This is a genomic window from Enterobacter sp. CPE_E890 (assembly GCF_046521475.1).
Taxonomy (GTDB): Bacteria; Pseudomonadota; Gammaproteobacteria; order Enterobacterales; family Enterobacteriaceae; genus Enterobacter; species Enterobacter adelaidei.
Map to the genome: position 1 here is coordinate 523,539 of NZ_JBKFZW010000001.1, position 15,415 is coordinate 538,953.

Annotated in this window: 17 protein-coding genes; 13 read left to right on the top strand and 4 right to left on the bottom strand. The window is 54.7% G+C overall.

Annotated features, from left to right (window positions below):
* Positions 1 to 16 precede the first annotated feature (16 nt).
* Positions 17 to 547, bottom strand: coding sequence for an inorganic diphosphatase (ppa, locus tag ACLHV9_RS02520; RefSeq protein WP_010427397.1), 531 nt, complete (start codon positions 545 to 547; stop codon positions 17 to 19).
* 308 nt (positions 548 to 855) lie between these two features.
* Between ppa and ytfQ the strand changes: the two genes are divergently transcribed.
* The 5 genes from ytfQ to ACLHV9_RS02545 all read left to right on the top strand — a co-directional run bounded on the left by ytfQ (position 856) and on the right by ACLHV9_RS02545 (position 7,068).
* Positions 856 to 1,812, top strand: a complete 957-nt coding sequence (gene ytfQ, locus ACLHV9_RS02525; protein ID WP_014068659.1) for a galactofuranose ABC transporter substrate-binding protein YtfQ — start codon at positions 856 to 858, stop codon at positions 1,810 to 1,812.
* 64 nt (positions 1,813 to 1,876) lie between these two features.
* Complete coding sequence (ytfR, locus tag ACLHV9_RS02530) at positions 1,877 to 3,379, top strand: galactofuranose ABC transporter, ATP-binding protein YtfR (RefSeq protein WP_049005177.1); 1,503 nt, start codon at positions 1,877 to 1,879, stop codon at positions 3,377 to 3,379.
* Positions 3,380 to 3,389: 10 nt separating this feature from the next.
* A complete protein-coding gene (gene ytfT / locus ACLHV9_RS02535; protein WP_028016478.1) occupies positions 3,390 to 4,415 on the top strand; it encodes a galactofuranose ABC transporter, ATP-binding protein YtfT in 1,026 nt (341 codons plus the stop codon).
* Positions 4,402 to 5,403 (top strand): galactofuranose ABC transporter, permease protein YjfF, encoded by a 1,002-nt coding sequence (gene yjfF / locus ACLHV9_RS02540; RefSeq protein WP_028016479.1) that lies wholly within the window; start codon positions 4,402 to 4,404, stop codon positions 5,401 to 5,403. Before ytfT ends, yjfF begins: the two co-directional genes overlap by 14 nt.
* A gap of 93 nt (positions 5,404 to 5,496) precedes the next feature.
* Entirely contained in the window at positions 5,497 to 7,068 is a 1,572-nt protein-coding gene (locus ACLHV9_RS02545; RefSeq protein WP_108089459.1) for a methyl-accepting chemotaxis protein, read from the top strand.
* Here ACLHV9_RS02545 and ACLHV9_RS02550 read toward each other — a convergent pair.
* Positions 7,040 to 7,396, bottom strand: coding sequence for a LysR family transcriptional regulator (locus tag ACLHV9_RS02550; RefSeq protein ID WP_049005179.1), 357 nt, complete (start codon positions 7,394 to 7,396; stop codon positions 7,040 to 7,042). The genes ACLHV9_RS02545 and ACLHV9_RS02550 overlap by 29 nt on opposite strands.
* A 150-nt stretch (positions 7,397 to 7,546) precedes the next feature.
* Positions 7,547 to 8,545: a class 1 fructose-bisphosphatase gene (fbp, locus tag ACLHV9_RS02555; protein ID WP_108089461.1), complete on the bottom strand. Its 999-nt coding sequence runs from the start codon at positions 8,543 to 8,545 to the stop codon at positions 7,547 to 7,549.
* A 197-nt stretch (positions 8,546 to 8,742) separates the two neighbouring features.
* Between fbp and mpl the strand changes: the two genes are divergently transcribed.
* On the top strand, positions 8,743 to 10,116 hold the full coding sequence (mpl, locus tag ACLHV9_RS02560) for a UDP-N-acetylmuramate:L-alanyl-gamma-D-glutamyl-meso-diaminopimelate ligase (RefSeq protein WP_108089462.1): 1,374 nt from the start codon (positions 8,743 to 8,745) through the stop codon (positions 10,114 to 10,116).
* 72 nt (positions 10,117 to 10,188) lie between these two features.
* Here the strand turns inward: mpl and yjgA are convergent, their stop codons facing one another.
* On the bottom strand, positions 10,189 to 10,740 hold the full coding sequence (gene yjgA / locus ACLHV9_RS02565) for a ribosome biogenesis factor YjgA (RefSeq protein WP_008501414.1): 552 nt from the start codon (positions 10,738 to 10,740) through the stop codon (positions 10,189 to 10,191).
* Positions 10,741 to 10,835: 95 nt separating this feature from the next.
* Here yjgA and pmbA point away from each other — a divergent pair, with 95 nt between their 5' ends.
* The 7 genes from pmbA to ACLHV9_RS02600 all read left to right on the top strand — a co-directional run bounded on the left by pmbA (position 10,836) and on the right by ACLHV9_RS02600 (position 15,404).
* The gene (gene pmbA, locus ACLHV9_RS02570) at positions 10,836 to 12,188 is read left to right on the top strand and encodes a metalloprotease PmbA (RefSeq protein ID WP_032666755.1); all 1,353 of its coding nucleotides are present in this window, start codon (positions 10,836 to 10,838) and stop codon (positions 12,186 to 12,188) included.
* 41 nt (positions 12,189 to 12,229) lie between these two features.
* The gene (gene cybC, locus ACLHV9_RS02575; protein ID WP_028016485.1) at positions 12,230 to 12,616 is read left to right on the top strand and encodes a cytochrome b562; all 387 of its coding nucleotides are present in this window, start codon (positions 12,230 to 12,232) and stop codon (positions 12,614 to 12,616) included.
* Positions 12,617 to 12,936: 320 nt separating this feature from the next.
* The gene (locus ACLHV9_RS02580) at positions 12,937 to 13,275 is read left to right on the top strand and encodes a glycine dehydrogenase (RefSeq protein ID WP_114979603.1); all 339 of its coding nucleotides are present in this window, start codon (positions 12,937 to 12,939) and stop codon (positions 13,273 to 13,275) included.
* A gap of 10 nt (positions 13,276 to 13,285) precedes the next feature.
* Entirely contained in the window at positions 13,286 to 13,648 is a 363-nt protein-coding gene (locus tag ACLHV9_RS02585) for an SFCGS family glycine-rich protein (protein WP_407220136.1), read from the top strand.
* A 2-nt stretch (positions 13,649 to 13,650) separates the two neighbouring features.
* Positions 13,651 to 13,950 carry a DUF4312 family protein gene (locus ACLHV9_RS02590; RefSeq protein WP_008501409.1) on the top strand — a complete coding sequence of 100 codons (300 nt, stop codon included), beginning with the start codon at positions 13,651 to 13,653 and terminating at the stop codon, positions 13,948 to 13,950.
* A gap of 22 nt (positions 13,951 to 13,972) precedes the next feature.
* On the top strand, positions 13,973 to 14,749 hold the full coding sequence (locus ACLHV9_RS02595; protein ID WP_006810337.1) for a DUF4311 domain-containing protein: 777 nt from the start codon (positions 13,973 to 13,975) through the stop codon (positions 14,747 to 14,749).
* 13 nt (positions 14,750 to 14,762) lie between these two features.
* Positions 14,763 to 15,404, top strand: a complete 642-nt coding sequence (locus ACLHV9_RS02600) for a DUF4310 family protein (protein WP_015572508.1) — start codon at positions 14,763 to 14,765, stop codon at positions 15,402 to 15,404.
* The last annotated feature ends 11 nt before the right edge of the window (positions 15,405 to 15,415 follow it).

Below are 15,415 nucleotides of genomic sequence, written 5' to 3' on the forward strand. Positions count from 1 at the left end.
ATATCAGCAGTAAGAATTACTTCTTAGCAGCGCGTTCGAAAGAGGCGATGATTTCTGCTTTCGCCGCTTCTGCGTTGTCCCAGCCGTCAACTTTAACCCACTTGCCTTTTTCGAGGTCTTTGTAGTGCTCGAAGAAGTGAGTGATCTGCGCTTTCAGCAGCTCTGGCAGGTCGTTCACATCTTTGATGTGATCGTATTCTTTGCTCAGCTTGGTGTGCGGTACCGCAACCAGCTTCGCATCTTCACCGGATTCGTCGGTCATTTTCAGCACGCCAACTGGACGGCAGCGAATGACGGAGCCTGGCTCCAGTGGGTATGGCGTTGGGACCAGTACGTCAACCGGGTCACCGTCCAGAGACAGGGTGTGGTTGATGTAACCGTAGTTGCACGGATAGAACATCGCGGTAGACATGAAACGGTCTACGAACAGGGCGCCGCTCTCTTTGTCCACTTCGTATTTGATAGGATCTGCGTTAGCCGGGATTTCGATTACTACGTAGATATCTTCTGGCAGTTCTTTACCCGCTGGGACGTTGAGTAAGCTCATGTCGGTGTCCTTTAAAATGGATGGTAAACAAGTGGCAGGTATTATAGCCAACTCGCGCTGAATGTCTTCGCCTGTTTTCGCCTTCTCTCACCGCTAACCCCACTTTTCAGACCGATTCCATGACAGAAAAATCCATAAACTCAGCTGCATTTTTCATGGCGAAATGAAAGCGATTACAAACTTGTGATTAACGTTTTATTCACTTTCCCGAAGTGTGATGTAACGCAATTCGTTACATATTTCATTGGCTATAGTCATTTCGCAGAACATATTTTCACCAACAATAATCCCCCTACGAGGACGTTCATATGTGGAAGCGCTTACTCCTGGTCACAGCAGTTTCGGCAGCCATGTCGTCTATGGCGATGGCCGCCCCTTTAACCGTAGGTTTTTCGCAAGTCGGCTCTGAATCCGGCTGGCGAGCAGCAGAAACCAACGTTGCAAAAAGCGAGGCCCAGAAACGTGGTATCACCCTGAAAATTGCCGATGGTCAGCAAAAGCAGGAAAACCAAATCAAAGCCGTGCGTTCGTTTATTGCCCAGGGCGTTGATGCCATCTTTATTGCGCCTGTCGTCGCGACGGGCTGGGAACCTGTCCTGAAGGAAGCGAAAGACGCTGAGATCCCGGTTTTCCTGCTCGATCGTTCCATTGATGTCAAAGACAAATCGCTCTATATGACCACCGTCACCGCCAACAACATTCTTGAAGGACAGTTGATTGGTGACTGGCTGGTGAAACAGGTGGATGGCAAGCCGTGTAACGTCGTTGAGTTGCAGGGCACCGTTGGCGCGAGCGTGGCCATCGACCGTAAGAAAGGGTTTGCTGAGGCTATCGCTAAAGCACCAAACATCAAGATTATCCGCTCTCAGTCCGGTGACTTCACGCGCAGTAAAGGCAAAGAGGTCATGGAGAGCTTTATCAAGGCTGAAAACAACGGCAAGAACATCTGCATGGTTTACGCCCACAACGATGACATGGTGATCGGTGCGATTCAGGCCATTAAAGAAGCGGGCCTGAAGCCGGGCAAAGATATCCTCACCGGCTCAATCGACGGCGTGCCAGACATCTACAAGGCGATGATGGACGGTGAAGCGAACGCCAGCGTGGAGCTCACGCCGAACATGGCGGGTCCGGCATTTGATGCGCTGGAGAAATTCAAGAAAGACGGCACGATGCCTGAAAAACTGACCATCACCAAATCCACACTCTACCTTCCTGACACAGCAAAAGAAGAGTTAGAGAAGAAGAAAAATATGGGTTACTGATCCAGTGTAATTGCCGGGTAGCGCTACGCTTACCCGGCCTACGATTTGTGCCGGAGGCGTAAATATGAACTCGGAACAACATCAGGAAATCCTCCGCACAGAGGGCTTGAGTAAATACTTTCCTGGCGTAAAAGCGCTGGATAACGTTGATTTCAGCCTGCGGCGCGGTGAGATTATGGCGCTGCTGGGTGAGAACGGAGCAGGGAAGTCGACGCTGATTAAAGCCCTGACCGGCGTCTATCATGCCGATCGCGGCACTATCTGGCTGGAAGGCAATGCCATTTCGCCAAAAAATACCGCTCACGCCCAGCAGCTTGGGATCGGGACGGTCTATCAGGAAGTGAACCTGCTGCCGAACATGTCGGTGGCGGATAATCTGTTTATTGGCCGTGAACCACGACGCTTTGGCCTGCTGCGCCGCAAGGAGATGGAGGCGCGGGCGACAAAGCTGATGGAATCCTACGGCTTTTCTCTTGACGTTCGCGAGCCGCTGAACCGCTTTTCCGTTGCCATGCAGCAGATCGTTGCGATTTGTCGCGCTATCGATCTCTCCGCAAAAGTACTGATCCTCGATGAGCCCACCGCCAGTCTCGATACCCAGGAAGTGGAAATGCTCTTTACCCTGATGCGCCAGCTGCGCGATCAGGGCGTGAGCCTGATCTTCGTGACTCATTTCCTCGATCAGGTGTATGAAGTGAGCGATCGCATTACGGTACTGCGTAACGGCAGTTTTGTCGGCTGTCGGGAAACCCGTGAATTACCCCAGATTGAACTGGTCAAAATGATGCTCGGGCGCGAGCTGGAGACCAACGCGCTCCAGCGCGCCGGCCGCACGTTGCTGAGTGATAAACCCGTCGCGGCTTTCAGTGATTTCGGCAAAAAAGGGACTATTTCACCGTTTAACCTGGAGGTTCGTCCTGGCGAAATTGTCGGTCTGGCCGGATTGCTGGGCTCCGGACGAACAGAAACCGCCGAAGTTATCTTCGGAATTAAGCCAGCAGACAGTGGCACCGCATTAATCAAAGGCAAACCGCAAACGCTGCGATCGCCGCATCAGGCCTCGTGTCTGGGCGTTGGCTTCTGTCCGGAAGACAGAAAAACGGACGGTATTATTGCCGCCGCCTCGGTGCGGGAGAATATCATTCTGGCGTTACAGGCGCAGCGAGGCTGGCTGAGGCCAATCCCACGCAAAGAGCAAAACGCCATTGCGGAACGCTTTATCCGCCAGCTTGGCATTCGTACCCCGAGCGCAGAACAACCTATTGAATTCCTTTCAGGGGGTAACCAGCAGAAGGTCTTGTTGTCGCGCTGGCTGCTGACCAAACCCCAGTTCCTGATCCTCGATGAACCGACGCGCGGGATTGACGTCGGTGCGCATGCTGAAATCATCCGGCTTATTGAAACGTTGTGTGCGGACGGCCTGGCGCTGCTGGTCATTTCGTCTGAGCTGGAGGAACTGGTGGGGTATGCCGATCGCGTTATCATCATGCGCGATCGTAAACAGGTGGCAGAGATCCCGCTGGATAAACTGTCCGTTCCGGCGATCATGAATGCCATCGCGGCGTAAGGAGTGAATTGTGATGTCTCGTTCGCTTTCGCAAACAGGGGAGTCAAAGCGCCGCTTCAACTGGCCAACCGGCACACCGCAAATCGCGGCACTACTGGTGGTACTGTTGGTTGACAGCCTTGTCGCGCCGCATTTCTTCCAGATTATTGTCCAGGATGGCCGTCTGTTTGGCAGCCCGATCGATATTTTGAACCGTGCGGCGCCGGTGGCGCTGCTGGCGATTGGCATGACGCTGGTCATTGCCACTGGCGGGATTGACCTCTCCGTCGGCGCGGTGATGGCTATCGCCGGGGCTACGGCAGCCTCAATGACCGTGGCCGGGCACAGCCTGCCGGTGGTGCTGCTTGCCGCCTTAGGCACTGGCGTACTCGCCGGGCTGTGGAACGGTATTCTGGTGGCAGTCCTCAAGATCCAGCCGTTTGTCGCCACCCTGATTTTAATGGTCGCCGGGCGCGGTGTGGCGCAGCTGATCACATCCGGGCAGATCGTCACCTTTAACTCTCCGGGCCTGGCGTGGCTTGGCAGCGGAAAACTGCTGTTCTTCCCGACTCCGGTGATCATTGCCCTGGTGACGCTGGTGGTGTTCTGGCTCTTTACCCGCAAAACGGCACTGGGCATGTTCATCGAGGCCGTCGGGATCAACATTCGTGCCGCGCGAAACGCCGGGGTCAATACCCGGTTGATGGTGATGCTGACCTATGTGCTGAGCGGCATATGCGCCGCCATTGCCGGGACGATCGTCGCGGCAGATATTCGTGGGGCCGATGCCAACAACGCAGGACTCTGGCTGGAACTGGATGCGATCCTGGCGGTGGTGATCGGCGGCGGATCGCTGATGGGCGGGCGTTTTAACCTGCTGCTCTCGGTGATTGGCGCGCTGATTATTCAGGGGATGAACACCGGGATCCTGCTCTCTGGTTTCCAGCCGGAACTCAACCAGGTGGTGAAAGCGGTGGTCGTGCTCTGTGTGCTGATCGTCCAGTCGCCGCGCTTTGTCAGCATCATTAAGGGGATCCGTGGCCATGATAAAACGTAATTTGCCGCTAATGATCACGCTGGGCGTGTTTGTGCTGGGTTATCTCTACTGTCTGACCCAGTTCCCGGGGTTTGCCTCCACGCGTGTGATTTGCAATATCCTGACCGATAACGCTTTTTTAGGCATTATCGCCGTCGGGATGACCTTTGTGATCCTTTCCGGTGGGATCGATCTCTCCGTTGGTTCGGTGATCGCATTCACCGGCGTGTTTCTTGCGAAGGCGATCGGTTTCTGGGGGATCTCACCGCTGGTGGCTTTCCCGCTGGTGCTGGTGATGGGGTGCGCGTTTGGTGCCTTTATGGGGCTACTGATCGATGCGCTGAAAATCCCGGCTTTTATTATTACCCTCGCCGGGATGTTCTTCCTTCGCGGCGTGAGTTATCTGGTGTCGGAAGAATCTATTCCGATTAACCATCCGATTTACGATACGCTCTCCAGCCTGGCGTGGAAAATACCCGGCGGTGGTCGTTTGAGCGCGATGGGGTTATTGATGCTCGGCGTCGTGGTGATTGGTATTTTCCTTGCGCATCGCACCCGGTTTGGCAATCAGGTTTACGCCATTGGCGGAAACGCCACGTCGGCAAACCTGATGGGGATCTCCACCCGCAGTACAACTATTCGCATCTATATGCTCTCAACAGGTCTGGCGACGCTGGCGGGAATTGTATTCTCGGTTTATACCCAGGCGGGTTATGCCCTGGCAGGCGTAGGGGTGGAACTGGATGCCATTGCCTCGGTGGTGATCGGTGGAACCCTGCTCAGTGGTGGCGTGGGGACGGTGCTGGGAACGCTGTTTGGCGTAGCAATCCAGGGCCTGATACAAACCTACATTAACTTTGACGGCACGCTCAGCTCCTGGTGGACCAAGATTGCCATAGGTATTTTGCTGTTTATTTTTATCGCCCTGCAGCGTGGTCTGACGGTGCTCTGGGAGAATCGTCAAAGCTCGACGGTTACACGCGTAAACACATCAGTAACAGAGCGATAACACGCTGAATTTGCTTAAAGTCTAAACATTTTCCGGTAGCGGCCGATACTCTTTTTTTATGCCCAGAAATATCTCGCTACCGGAAATAATATCATGCTTAAAACGCTATCGATTCGTACCGGCTTGCTCTCTTTACTGGCCGTTATGACCCTTCTGCTGCTGATTGTCAGCGGTATTGGCATTTATGCCCTCACACAGAGTTCTTCTTCACTACAGCGCATCAACCACCTTCAGGGTGAGCAGATGGTGCAGCTTAATTCCGGCTATACGCTGATCCTCCGCGCCCGCAATGAGGCGGGTCAGGCCGTCCGAATGATGGAAATCGGCATGCTGGATGATGCGGCCAAATCGGTAAAAAATATCAATCAGGAAGTCACCCTGGCTCAGAAAACGCTGAAAGGCGTGATCGATGGCGGCGTGGCCGATGAGCAAGGCCAACAACTGCTTGATAAAGTGGCGGTCAGCCTCGCGACGTACAACCAGCAGGGGATTAACCCGATGCTGAAAGCGCTGAACGAACAGAGCGCGGACAGCTATTACGACCTACTGGAAAACAAGCTGATTCCGGTGGCCTCCCGGTTTGATAACGATATGCAGGCCTTCCAGAAATGGAGTGAAGCGCGCGGCAAAGCGGAAGTGAGTGCCGTGCAGTCCAGCAAAAATCGGGTACTGATCCTGATCGTGGTGGCGGCTCTGCTGACGGCGGGCATTATTGTGCTGGCCTGGCTGGTACTGCGCCACATGTTGCTCAAACCGCTCTCGACCTCTATTGCTCAACTGGAGAATGTGGCAGCAGGCGATTTAACCCACACGCTGAATCCACCGGCAAGCCAGGAATTTAATCGCCTGAATGCGGCAATCGAAGAGATGCGCCATTCGCTGATGAACTCGGTTCTGCGGGTACGTGATGCCAGCTCGCAAATTGATACCGGCAGCCGTGAGCTGACGGCGGGGAACAGGGATCTTGCTGAGCGTACGGAATCGACCGCCACGTCGCTGGAGCAGACCGCCGCCAGCATGGAACAGATCACCGCGACGGTGAAACTCAACGCCGATAATGCCGAACAGGCCCACCAGCTGGCGAAATCGGTGTCAGACACGGCCGATCACGGCAGCGAAATGGTCTGCTACGTCATTGAAAAAATGCGTGATATCTCCGGCAGTTCGGCACGTATCGCGGACATTCTCAGTGTTATCGACGGTATTGCCTTCCAGACCAATATCCTCGCGTTGAACGCCTCCGTGGAAGCGGCGCGCGCGGGTGAGCAAGGACGCGGGTTTGCCGTCGTCGCGGGCGAAGTGCGAAACCTTGCAAGCCGCAGTGCCGATGCAGCAAAAGAGATCCGAGCGCTTATCAGTGATTCCCAGACCCACGTCAGCGAGGGCAGTGAACTGGCCCAGCAGGCTGGCGAAACCATGGATGAGATCGCAACCGAAGTGCTGCGCATGACGAAACTGATGCGTGAAATTGCGACTGCGTCCCAGGAGCAGAGTCGCGGCATTGAGCAGGTGAATATTGCGGTGAATCAGATGGATGAGACTGCGCAGCAGAATGCGGCGCTGGTACAGCAATCCTCCGCCGCGACTCGCTCCCTTGAGGAGCAGTCGCGCCAGCTGATGGAAGCCATGTCATCATTCAAGCTGTCGGCTCAGACTGCAGCATAATATTATCCAGCCCCGGTGCATGATGTGCCGGGGTTTTATTCTTCCCTGAATTTACTTCAGCAATATTATCGTGAATATTACCCACTAACATTTCCAGTGCGCTGGTTAAGGCTAACGCATTTTCCGTCGGCTCAAGATATAAACCTTTGCGGAAAAATAGTGGCTCATCAAACAGTTGATTAAAGCGCTTCAACGCCAGACTGACCGCTGGACGAGACATCTCCAGGCGCAAAGAGGCTTTTGCCATGCTGCCGCAGCGGACAACTTCAATAAATACCGGGATAAGATTTAAATCAATGCCGGTATTAGCACGGGAATAATTTTTCATTGCGATTTTGCTCCACGAAATATTTGCCAAACTGTTATGGAAATAATGCAGGAGCAGTGATGAATATTAAAGCGTGTTTTTTATAAACACTTATACGGTTAAATATATAAATGACCTGGGGAGCCGGATGGGCTCCCCTGAGGAAAGGTATTACGCGTCCGGATACTCACGAATAAAACGTTCAACGTCTTCAACCATATGGTTGTTGCCGACGAAGAACGAACGGCGCTGGTGAAGGCTTTCTGGCACGATTTCCAGAATACGCTCTTTACCGTCGCTCGCCTTGCCGCCAGCCTGTTCGGCCAGGAACGCCATCGGGTTGCATTCGTACAGCAGGCGCAGTTTCCCGTCCGGGTGGCTTGCAGTGCTTGGGTAGAGGTAGATACCGCCTTTCAGCAGGTTACGGTGGAAATCCGCGACCAGAGAGCCGATATAACGGGAGGTGTAAGGGCGCTGAGTGGCTTTATCTTCTTCCTGGCAGAATTTGATGTACTTCTTCACGCCGTTCGGGAATCGGATGTAGTTTCCTTCGTTGATGGAGTAGGTGTTGCCCTTCTCCGGGAAGCGCATACGTTCCTGGCTCAGACAGAAAACGCCCAGTGAAGGATCGTACGTAAAGGCGTGAACCCCACACCCGGTGGTATACACCAGCATGGTGGAGGAGCCATACACGACGTAACCGGCAGCAACCTGATTAATGCCCGGCTGCAGGAAATCTTCTTCGGTCACCGGCGTGCCAACAGGCGTGACGCGGCGGTAGATGGAGAAAATGGTACCGACAGAAACGTTAACGTCGATGTTAGAGGAGCCGTCCAGCGGATCCATCAGAACAACGTATTTAGCGTGTTCACACCCGTCGAAAACAACAATTTCATCTTCTTCTTCGGAGGCGATACCCGCCACGATGTCGCGTGCGCGCAGTGCAGCTTTCAGTTTTTCATTTGCGAACAGATCGAGTTTCTGTTGAACCTCGCCCTGAACGTTCTCGGCACCGCTGGCACCCAGGATATCGACCAGACCGGCCTTGTTGATATCACGATGGATGATCTTAGCGCCCAGCTTTATTGCCGACAGCAAAGCAGTGAGTTCACCCGTAGCATGAGAAAACTCGTGCTGCTTTTCGACAATAAATTCACCTAACGTTTTCATAACACTTTCCCTGCATCTTTGTGAGTAGAGCGATTGTATGTTCACTAAAACGACTAAAGCCCAACAATCTTAACAAATATTCAAATAGTAGCGCAGTGGTGAATCGCGCCAGCAGTATACGGATTTACCTGAAATGCATTTCACAGCCGCTAACATGTGAGTAAAATGTGCGCCACATTGAAGAGGGATAGTGACGTATGCGCATTCATATATTGGGGATTTGTGGCACTTTCATGGGCGGACTGGCAATGCTGGCGCGCTCGCTGGGCCATGAAGTGACAGGTTCGGACGCCAATGTGTATCCGCCAATGAGCACACTTCTGGAGAAACAGGGCATCTCTTTGATTCAGGGCTACGATGCCAGCCAGCTGGAGCCTGAACCGGATCTGGTGATCATTGGTAACGCCATGACGCGTGGGAACCCGTGTGTTGAGGCGGTGCTGGAACGCAATATTCCGTTCATGTCCGGCCCACAATGGCTGCATGATTTCGTCCTGCGTGACCGCTGGGTGGTTGCTGTTGCCGGAACGCACGGCAAAACCACGACCGCCGGTATGGCGACCTGGATCCTTGAAGCCTGTGGCTACAAGCCGGGCTTCGTGATTGGCGGTGTGCCGGGTAATTTCGATGTTTCTGCGCGCCTGGGTGACAGCCCGTTCTTTGTGATCGAGGCCGACGAATATGACTGCGCGTTCTTCGACAAGCGTTCCAAGTTTGTACACTACTGCCCGCGCACGCTGATCCTCAACAACCTTGAGTTCGACCACGCGGATATTTTTGACGATCTGAAAGCGATTCAGAAACAGTTCCACCACCTGGTGCGCATCGTTCCGGGCCAGGGGCGCATCATCCTGCCGGAAAACGACATCAACCTGAAGCAGACCATGGCGATGGGCTGCTGGAGCGAACAGGAGCTGGTGGGCGAGCAGGGCCACTGGCAGGCGAAAAAACTCAACGCCGATGCCTCCGAGTGGGAAGTCCTGCTCGACGGGGAAAAAGTGGGTGAGGTGAAGTGGGGTCTGGTGGGCGAGCACAACATGCACAACGGCCTGATGGCGATTGCTGCTGCACGCCATGTGGGTGTTCTGCCTGCGGATGCGGCCAATGCTCTGGGTTCGTTTATCAACGCCCGTCGTCGTCTGGAACTGCGTGGTGAAGCCAATGGCGTCACGGTGTATGACGATTTCGCACACCACCCAACGGCCATTCTGGCAACGCTTGCCGCCCTGCGTGGCAAGGTCGGCGGCACAGCCCGTATTCTGGCGGTGCTGGAGCCGCGCTCAAACACCATGAAAATGGGCATCTGCAAAGACGATCTCGCGCCGTCGTTAGGCCGCGCCGATGAAGTCTTCCTGCTGCAGCCGCAGCATATTCCGTGGCAGGTGGCGGAAGTGGCTGATGCCTGTATTCAGCCTGCACACTGGAGTGCGGATGTGGATGCGCTCGCGGATATGGTGGTGAAAGCCGCTCAGCCTGGTGACCACATTCTGGTGATGAGCAACGGCGGTTTTGGTGGCATCCACCAGAAGCTGCTTGATGGTCTGGCGAAGAAAGCCGAGGCCGCAGAGTAAAAAAGAGCCCGGTGGCGCTAGCGCTTACCGGGCCTGCATTCTTTTCTCCCTCGCCCCTATAGGGAGAGGGGATTACTCTTCGTTCTCAGACAGCTCGCGCAGATACTGGAAAATCAGGCGCGCGGACTTCGGCGGCTTATTCCCTTCTTTCTCTTTCTTCGCGTTGCGGATCAATGAACGCAACTGCTGGCGGTCGGCGTCTGGCCACAGATTTAAGACTTCCGGTACCGCGTCATCACCCTGTTCAATCAGACGATCGCGGATCTGCTCCAGCTTATGGAACAGTGCAACCTGCTGGTTATGGCGGTTTTTCAGCTTGTCCAGCGCCTGGCGGATCGGATCAACGTCGCGCTGACGCAGCATTTTACCGATAAGCTGAAGCTGGCGACGACGGCCTTCTTTTTTGATTTTCTGTGCCAGTTCAATGGCATCACGCAGATCCTGGTCGAGCGGGATCTTATCCAGCGCGTTTTTACCCAGTTCTACCATTTCTGCGCCAAGCTGTTTTAACTCTTCGGCGTCACGTTTAATTTCACTTTTACTGACCCAGATGATCTCATCATCTTCGTCTTCGATGTCATCACCGGGAACGTCGTCGAGCCAGTCTTCGGGCTGCTTAGTCATGTCAGGCTCCTTAAAAAAAGAGGCTAATGTTACCAGTTAAGACGCGCACTGAAAAACGGTTCTCTGTTAGACTTCAGTTAACTCTCTCTTACAGTATGGCATTTGCGATGAAAGTAACCTCACAAGTTGAAGCGCAGCGTAAGATTCTGGAAGAAGCCGTCTCCACCGCGCTGACGCTCGCTTCAGGTAAATCAGATGGCGCCGAAGTGGCGGTCAGCAAAACCACCGGCATTAGCGTGAGCACCCGCTATGGCGAAGTGGAGAATGTAGAATTCAACAGTGATGGCGCGCTTGGCATCACGGTGTACCACCAGAATCGCAAAGGCAGCGCGTCGTCGACCGATCTCAGCCCGGATGCGATTGCTCGTACGGTGCAGGCGGCGCTGGATATCGCCCGTTATACCTCTCCGGACCCTTACGCCGGCGTGGCTGATAAAGATCTGCTGGCGTTTGACGCCCCGGATCTCGATCTTTTCCACCCGGCAGAAGTCACCCCGGACGAGGCGATCGAGCTGGCGGCGCGTGCCGAACAGGCTTCTTTGCAGGCGGATAAACGCATCACCAATACCGAAGGCGGCAGCTTCAACAGCCACTACGGTATCAAAGTGTTCGGCAACAGCCACGGCATGTTGCAGGGCTACTGCTCAACCCGTCATTCACTCTCCAGCTGCGTCATCGCCGAAGAGAACGGTGATATGGAACGTGACTACGCCTACACCATTGGCCGTGCGCTCGGTGATTTGCAGTCTCCGGAGTGGGTGGGTAAAGAGTGTGCCGAACGCACGCTGTCACGCCTGTCACCGCGCAAACTCTCCACCATGAAAGCCCCGGTGATTTTTGCCAATGAAGTGGCGACCGGCCTGTTTGGTCACCTGGTCGGGGCCATTGCCGGTGGCTCTGTGTACCGTAAATCAACCTTCCTGCTCGACTCACTGGGCAAGCAGATCCTGCCGGAATGGCTGACCATCGAAGAACACCCGCATCTGCTGAAAGGACTGGCCTCCACACCGTTCGACAGCGAAGGCGTGCGCACGGAACGTCGCGACATCGTCAAAGACGGCGTGCTGACCCAGTGGCTGTTGACCAACTACTCCGCGCGCAAGCTGGGGCTGAAAAGCACCGGTCACGCGGGCGGTATCCATAACTGGCGTATCGCCGGACAGGGCCTCAACTTTGCGCAAATGCTCAAAGAGATGGGCACCGGCCTGGTGGTGACCGAGCTGATGGGCCAGGGCGTAAGTGGTATTACCGGGGATTACTCTCGCGGTGCGGCGGGCTTCTGGGTGGAAAACGGCGAAATCCAGTATCCGGTAAGCGAAATTACCATCGCCGGAAACCTGAAAGATATGTGGCGCAATATTGTTACGGTCGGTAACGATATTGAAACACGTAGCAATATACAGTGTGGTTCTGTACTTCTGCCGGAAATGAAAATCGCCGGCCAGTAATACCCGTAAAGGCGTTTTAATAATAAAAAAGGAAGTGAGCAATGCGTAAACATCTGTTAGCGATCGTCGCGGCTTCAACGCTGGTTATTGGCTCTTCTGCGTTTGCTGCCGATCTTGAAGAAGACATGGGCACCCTCGGTCAAAACCTGAAGGTGGTGCAGAAAACCGACAATGCGGCGGAAATGAAAGACGCACTGACCAAAATGCGTGAAGCGGCGCTGGACGCCCAGAAAGCGACACCGCCGAAGCTGGAAAGCAAAGCGGCAGACAGCGCGGAAATGAAAGATTACCGCCACGGTTTTGATATCCTGGTCGGCCAGATTGACGGTGCGCTGAAGCTGGCGAACGAAGGTAAAGTGAAAGAGGCGAAGGCGGCGGCCGAGCAGTTCGTGACCACCCGCAATACCTACCACCAAAAATACCGCTAACAGAGACTGCATCTGACACAACAGCAAGGCGAGGGCGAAATGCCCTCGCTTTTTTTATGCGTCGTAATAAGTAAACCCTATCGCTGTCACATTTCTGCGACTCCCTTGCCAGATGTTTTCGTTTTCTTCCCTGCCGTTTTGCCAATGGATTGCGTGATATTCATCACGTAAATCCAGCGAATTGTCATTATTCACCGCATTTATGTGGCACAGATCACTGCTGCGGCTCTCCTTTCCACTTCGAAGTGGAAAACAACTCGCTACAAACATTTCCCACCCAACGTTAGTTTTATTCCAGAGCCATTAACGGGGTAAGACGAGTGATTAACGGAGCGGTAATGAACGACGTTGGGGATCAGGCGAAGCAAACAGAGCAGCTCGCTAACACCATGCTGCAGCAGGTTTATGCCCTGCTGGCCCGGCACAACATCATCCCCAACGCAGTACAGGAACAGATGCTGACCTCCCACGTTCGCGCAATGGCGCACCGGTCGGTGACCGGCGAGCCGCTGCCGGAGGTTGAAGCGGAACTGTTTGACGAAATTTCACCGGATTCAATGCGGCTCGCCCGTGAAGTGGTAGCTCAGTTTGGCAATCTTCCTGATGAAGAAGCCTGGCTGCTCTCCGTTCACTTTGAAGTCGCAAAAGACAACCTTTAAGGAGCAATACATGGAACAGATTACAGTCGTGATTGGCGATCGCCTGGGTAAAGGTCAGAAAGTGGCTGCAGGTGTGGAAAAAGCCGGTGGACGCGCGGTTGTCGTACCGGGTATGGCGGCAGACATGAAGCTGGGCGACGTCATGAAAGCGGAAAACGCCACCTTCGGCATCTCCTTCTGCGGCAGCGGCGGCGCGGGTGCCATTACTGCACAAACCAAATATGGCTACAAGGCCAAATACGGTATGCGTTCAGTGGAAGAGGGCGTGACCGCTATCAACGAAGGCTGCAACGTGCTGGGCTTTGGCTTTATGGATAAAGAAGAGCTGGGCGAGCGTCTGGTACAGGCGTGGCAGAAGAAATTCGGCGCATAAGCATGAAAGAACAATTCACGACCACGGTGAGAGTGAAGGGGAAAGGCGACGCCAAAGCGCGCGCCTTTGCCGATGCGCTCAACCACGTTCAGGCCGCGGTGATGAAAGCGTCACCGCATATCTTACTGCGTATTGAGCCACAGGATGTGCAGGTCGTTCAGGCGCAAGAAGCGGTGCGTAAAGAAGCGTTTCTGTTCTTCTTTTTGCGCCGGGAAAGACGCACCTACAGCGTGGAGCTGGATGTGACCGTCAACGTGACCGCCATCAATCTCGATCGGGTGGATTTCGTCACGCAACGCTGATTATTCATAAAAGGGCAGACTGATGTTCTTAATTATATTAATAAAATCGCTCATCATTGGCGGCCTGGTAGGCGTCGGTGTCGGAGCCGGGGCTGCACGCATGTTTCATGCGCCTACCACACAGGGTATGGGCGCGTTTCGTACGTTGGGGGAACTGAACTCCTGCGAAGGGGATCCGGCTTCTCACTTCTCCTTTGGGTTAGGCTTCTTCTTTAACGCCTGGGCCTCTTCCGTGGCCGCAGGTGCCTTCACACAGGACGTAGACCACCGCATCATCCCAAACTGGGGTGCTGCTGCACTGATGATCAAAAACCGCAACGTCGGCGAAACGCTGCATGATCCCCGCAAAATGGCGATTGCCTGCGGCATCATCGGCATGATTGTCGTCACCTTCCTTAACTTGACTGCCTCGTCTGTTCCGGCCGCACTGCAGGTCACCGCCGTGAAGGTACTGGTACCGGCGGCAAACCTGCTGGTGAATACCGTGATGCCGGTGATCTTCTGGCTGGCGGCCATCGACGCGGGCAAAAAGTCGGGCTTCTGGGCCACCATTTTCGGCGGCGCGGCGCAGCTGATTATGGGGAACGCCGTACCGGGCCTGGTACTGGGGATCCTGATCGGTAAAGGCGTCGAAGAGAGCGGCTGGAACCACGTCACCAAAGTGATGATGGCGGCTATCGTCCTGCTCTTCGTGCTGAGCGGCTTCTTCCGCGGCTTCGACATGAAGATGATCGAATCCTTCCATCTGACCGTGCCGAACTGGCTCGATATGATCCACAACTCGCTCAGCGGTAAATAACAGGAGCCTCTAAATGGAACAGAATAAAGGTTTTTGGTATGCCGACTGGTCGTTCCCGATCTTCGTTGGCCTGCTCTCCTCCGGCGTGTTCGCCGGGACGCACATGTACTACCTCTACGGCATTGGCGCGTTCAACGAAGTGGCCTTCGTGGCGATGCTGAAAGCGGGGATTGATACCGGCGTGTACGGCGCGGTGGCGGCATTCGGTGCGAGCTTCCTGTTCGCCCGTATTATCGAAGGCTCGCTGGTCGGTATTCTCGATATCGGCGGGGCGATCCAGACCGGTGTGGGCCTCGGTGTCCCGGCGCTGCTGCTGGGCGCGGGCATCATGTTCCCGGTGACCAACTTTATTGCCGCGCTGATCACCGGCCTGGTGATTGGTCTGGCGATTGGCTACGTCATCATCCTGGCGCGTAAGTTCACCATCAACCAGAGCAACTCCACCTACGGTGCAGACGTGATGATGGGCGCGGGTAACGCCTCCGGCCGCTTCCTCGGGCCGTTGATTATCCTCAGCGCCATGACTGCCTCTATTCCTATCGGTGTCGGTTCACTGGTGGGCGCGCTGCTGTTCTACATCTGGCAGAAACCGATTACCGGTGGCGCCATCCTCGGCGCAATGATTTTGGGCTGGCTGTTCCCGGTCGCCCTTTAATACCCACGGGC

Coding starts and splice junctions, on each gene's coding strand:
- fbp (WP_108089461.1), bottom strand. CDS start 8,545: ATGAAAACGTTAGGTGAATTTATTGTCGAAAAGCAGCACGAGTTTTCT.
- ytfR (WP_049005177.1), top strand. CDS start 1,877: ATGAACTCGGAACAACATCAGGAAATCCTCCGCACAGAGGGCTTGAGT.
- yjgA (WP_008501414.1), bottom strand. CDS start 10,740: ATGACTAAGCAGCCCGAAGACTGGCTCGACGACGTTCCCGGTGATGAC.
- cybC (WP_028016485.1), top strand. CDS start 12,230: ATGCGTAAACATCTGTTAGCGATCGTCGCGGCTTCAACGCTGGTTATT.
- yjfF (WP_028016479.1), top strand. CDS start 4,402: ATGATAAAACGTAATTTGCCGCTAATGATCACGCTGGGCGTGTTTGTG.
- ACLHV9_RS02550 (WP_049005179.1), bottom strand. CDS start 7,396: ATGAAAAATTATTCCCGTGCTAATACCGGCATTGATTTAAATCTTATC.
- mpl (WP_108089462.1), top strand. CDS start 8,743: ATGCGCATTCATATATTGGGGATTTGTGGCACTTTCATGGGCGGACTG.
- ACLHV9_RS02545 (WP_108089459.1), top strand. CDS start 5,497: ATGCTTAAAACGCTATCGATTCGTACCGGCTTGCTCTCTTTACTGGCC.
- ACLHV9_RS02585 (WP_407220136.1), top strand. CDS start 13,286: ATGGAACAGATTACAGTCGTGATTGGCGATCGCCTGGGTAAAGGTCAG.
- pmbA (WP_032666755.1), top strand. CDS start 10,836: ATGGCATTTGCGATGAAAGTAACCTCACAAGTTGAAGCGCAGCGTAAG.
- ytfQ (WP_014068659.1), top strand. CDS start 856: ATGTGGAAGCGCTTACTCCTGGTCACAGCAGTTTCGGCAGCCATGTCG.
- ACLHV9_RS02600 (WP_015572508.1), top strand. CDS start 14,763: ATGGAACAGAATAAAGGTTTTTGGTATGCCGACTGGTCGTTCCCGATC.
- ACLHV9_RS02590 (WP_008501409.1), top strand. CDS start 13,651: ATGAAAGAACAATTCACGACCACGGTGAGAGTGAAGGGGAAAGGCGAC.
- ppa (WP_010427397.1), bottom strand. CDS start 547: ATGAGCTTACTCAACGTCCCAGCGGGTAAAGAACTGCCAGAAGATATC.
- ACLHV9_RS02595 (WP_006810337.1), top strand. CDS start 13,973: ATGTTCTTAATTATATTAATAAAATCGCTCATCATTGGCGGCCTGGTA.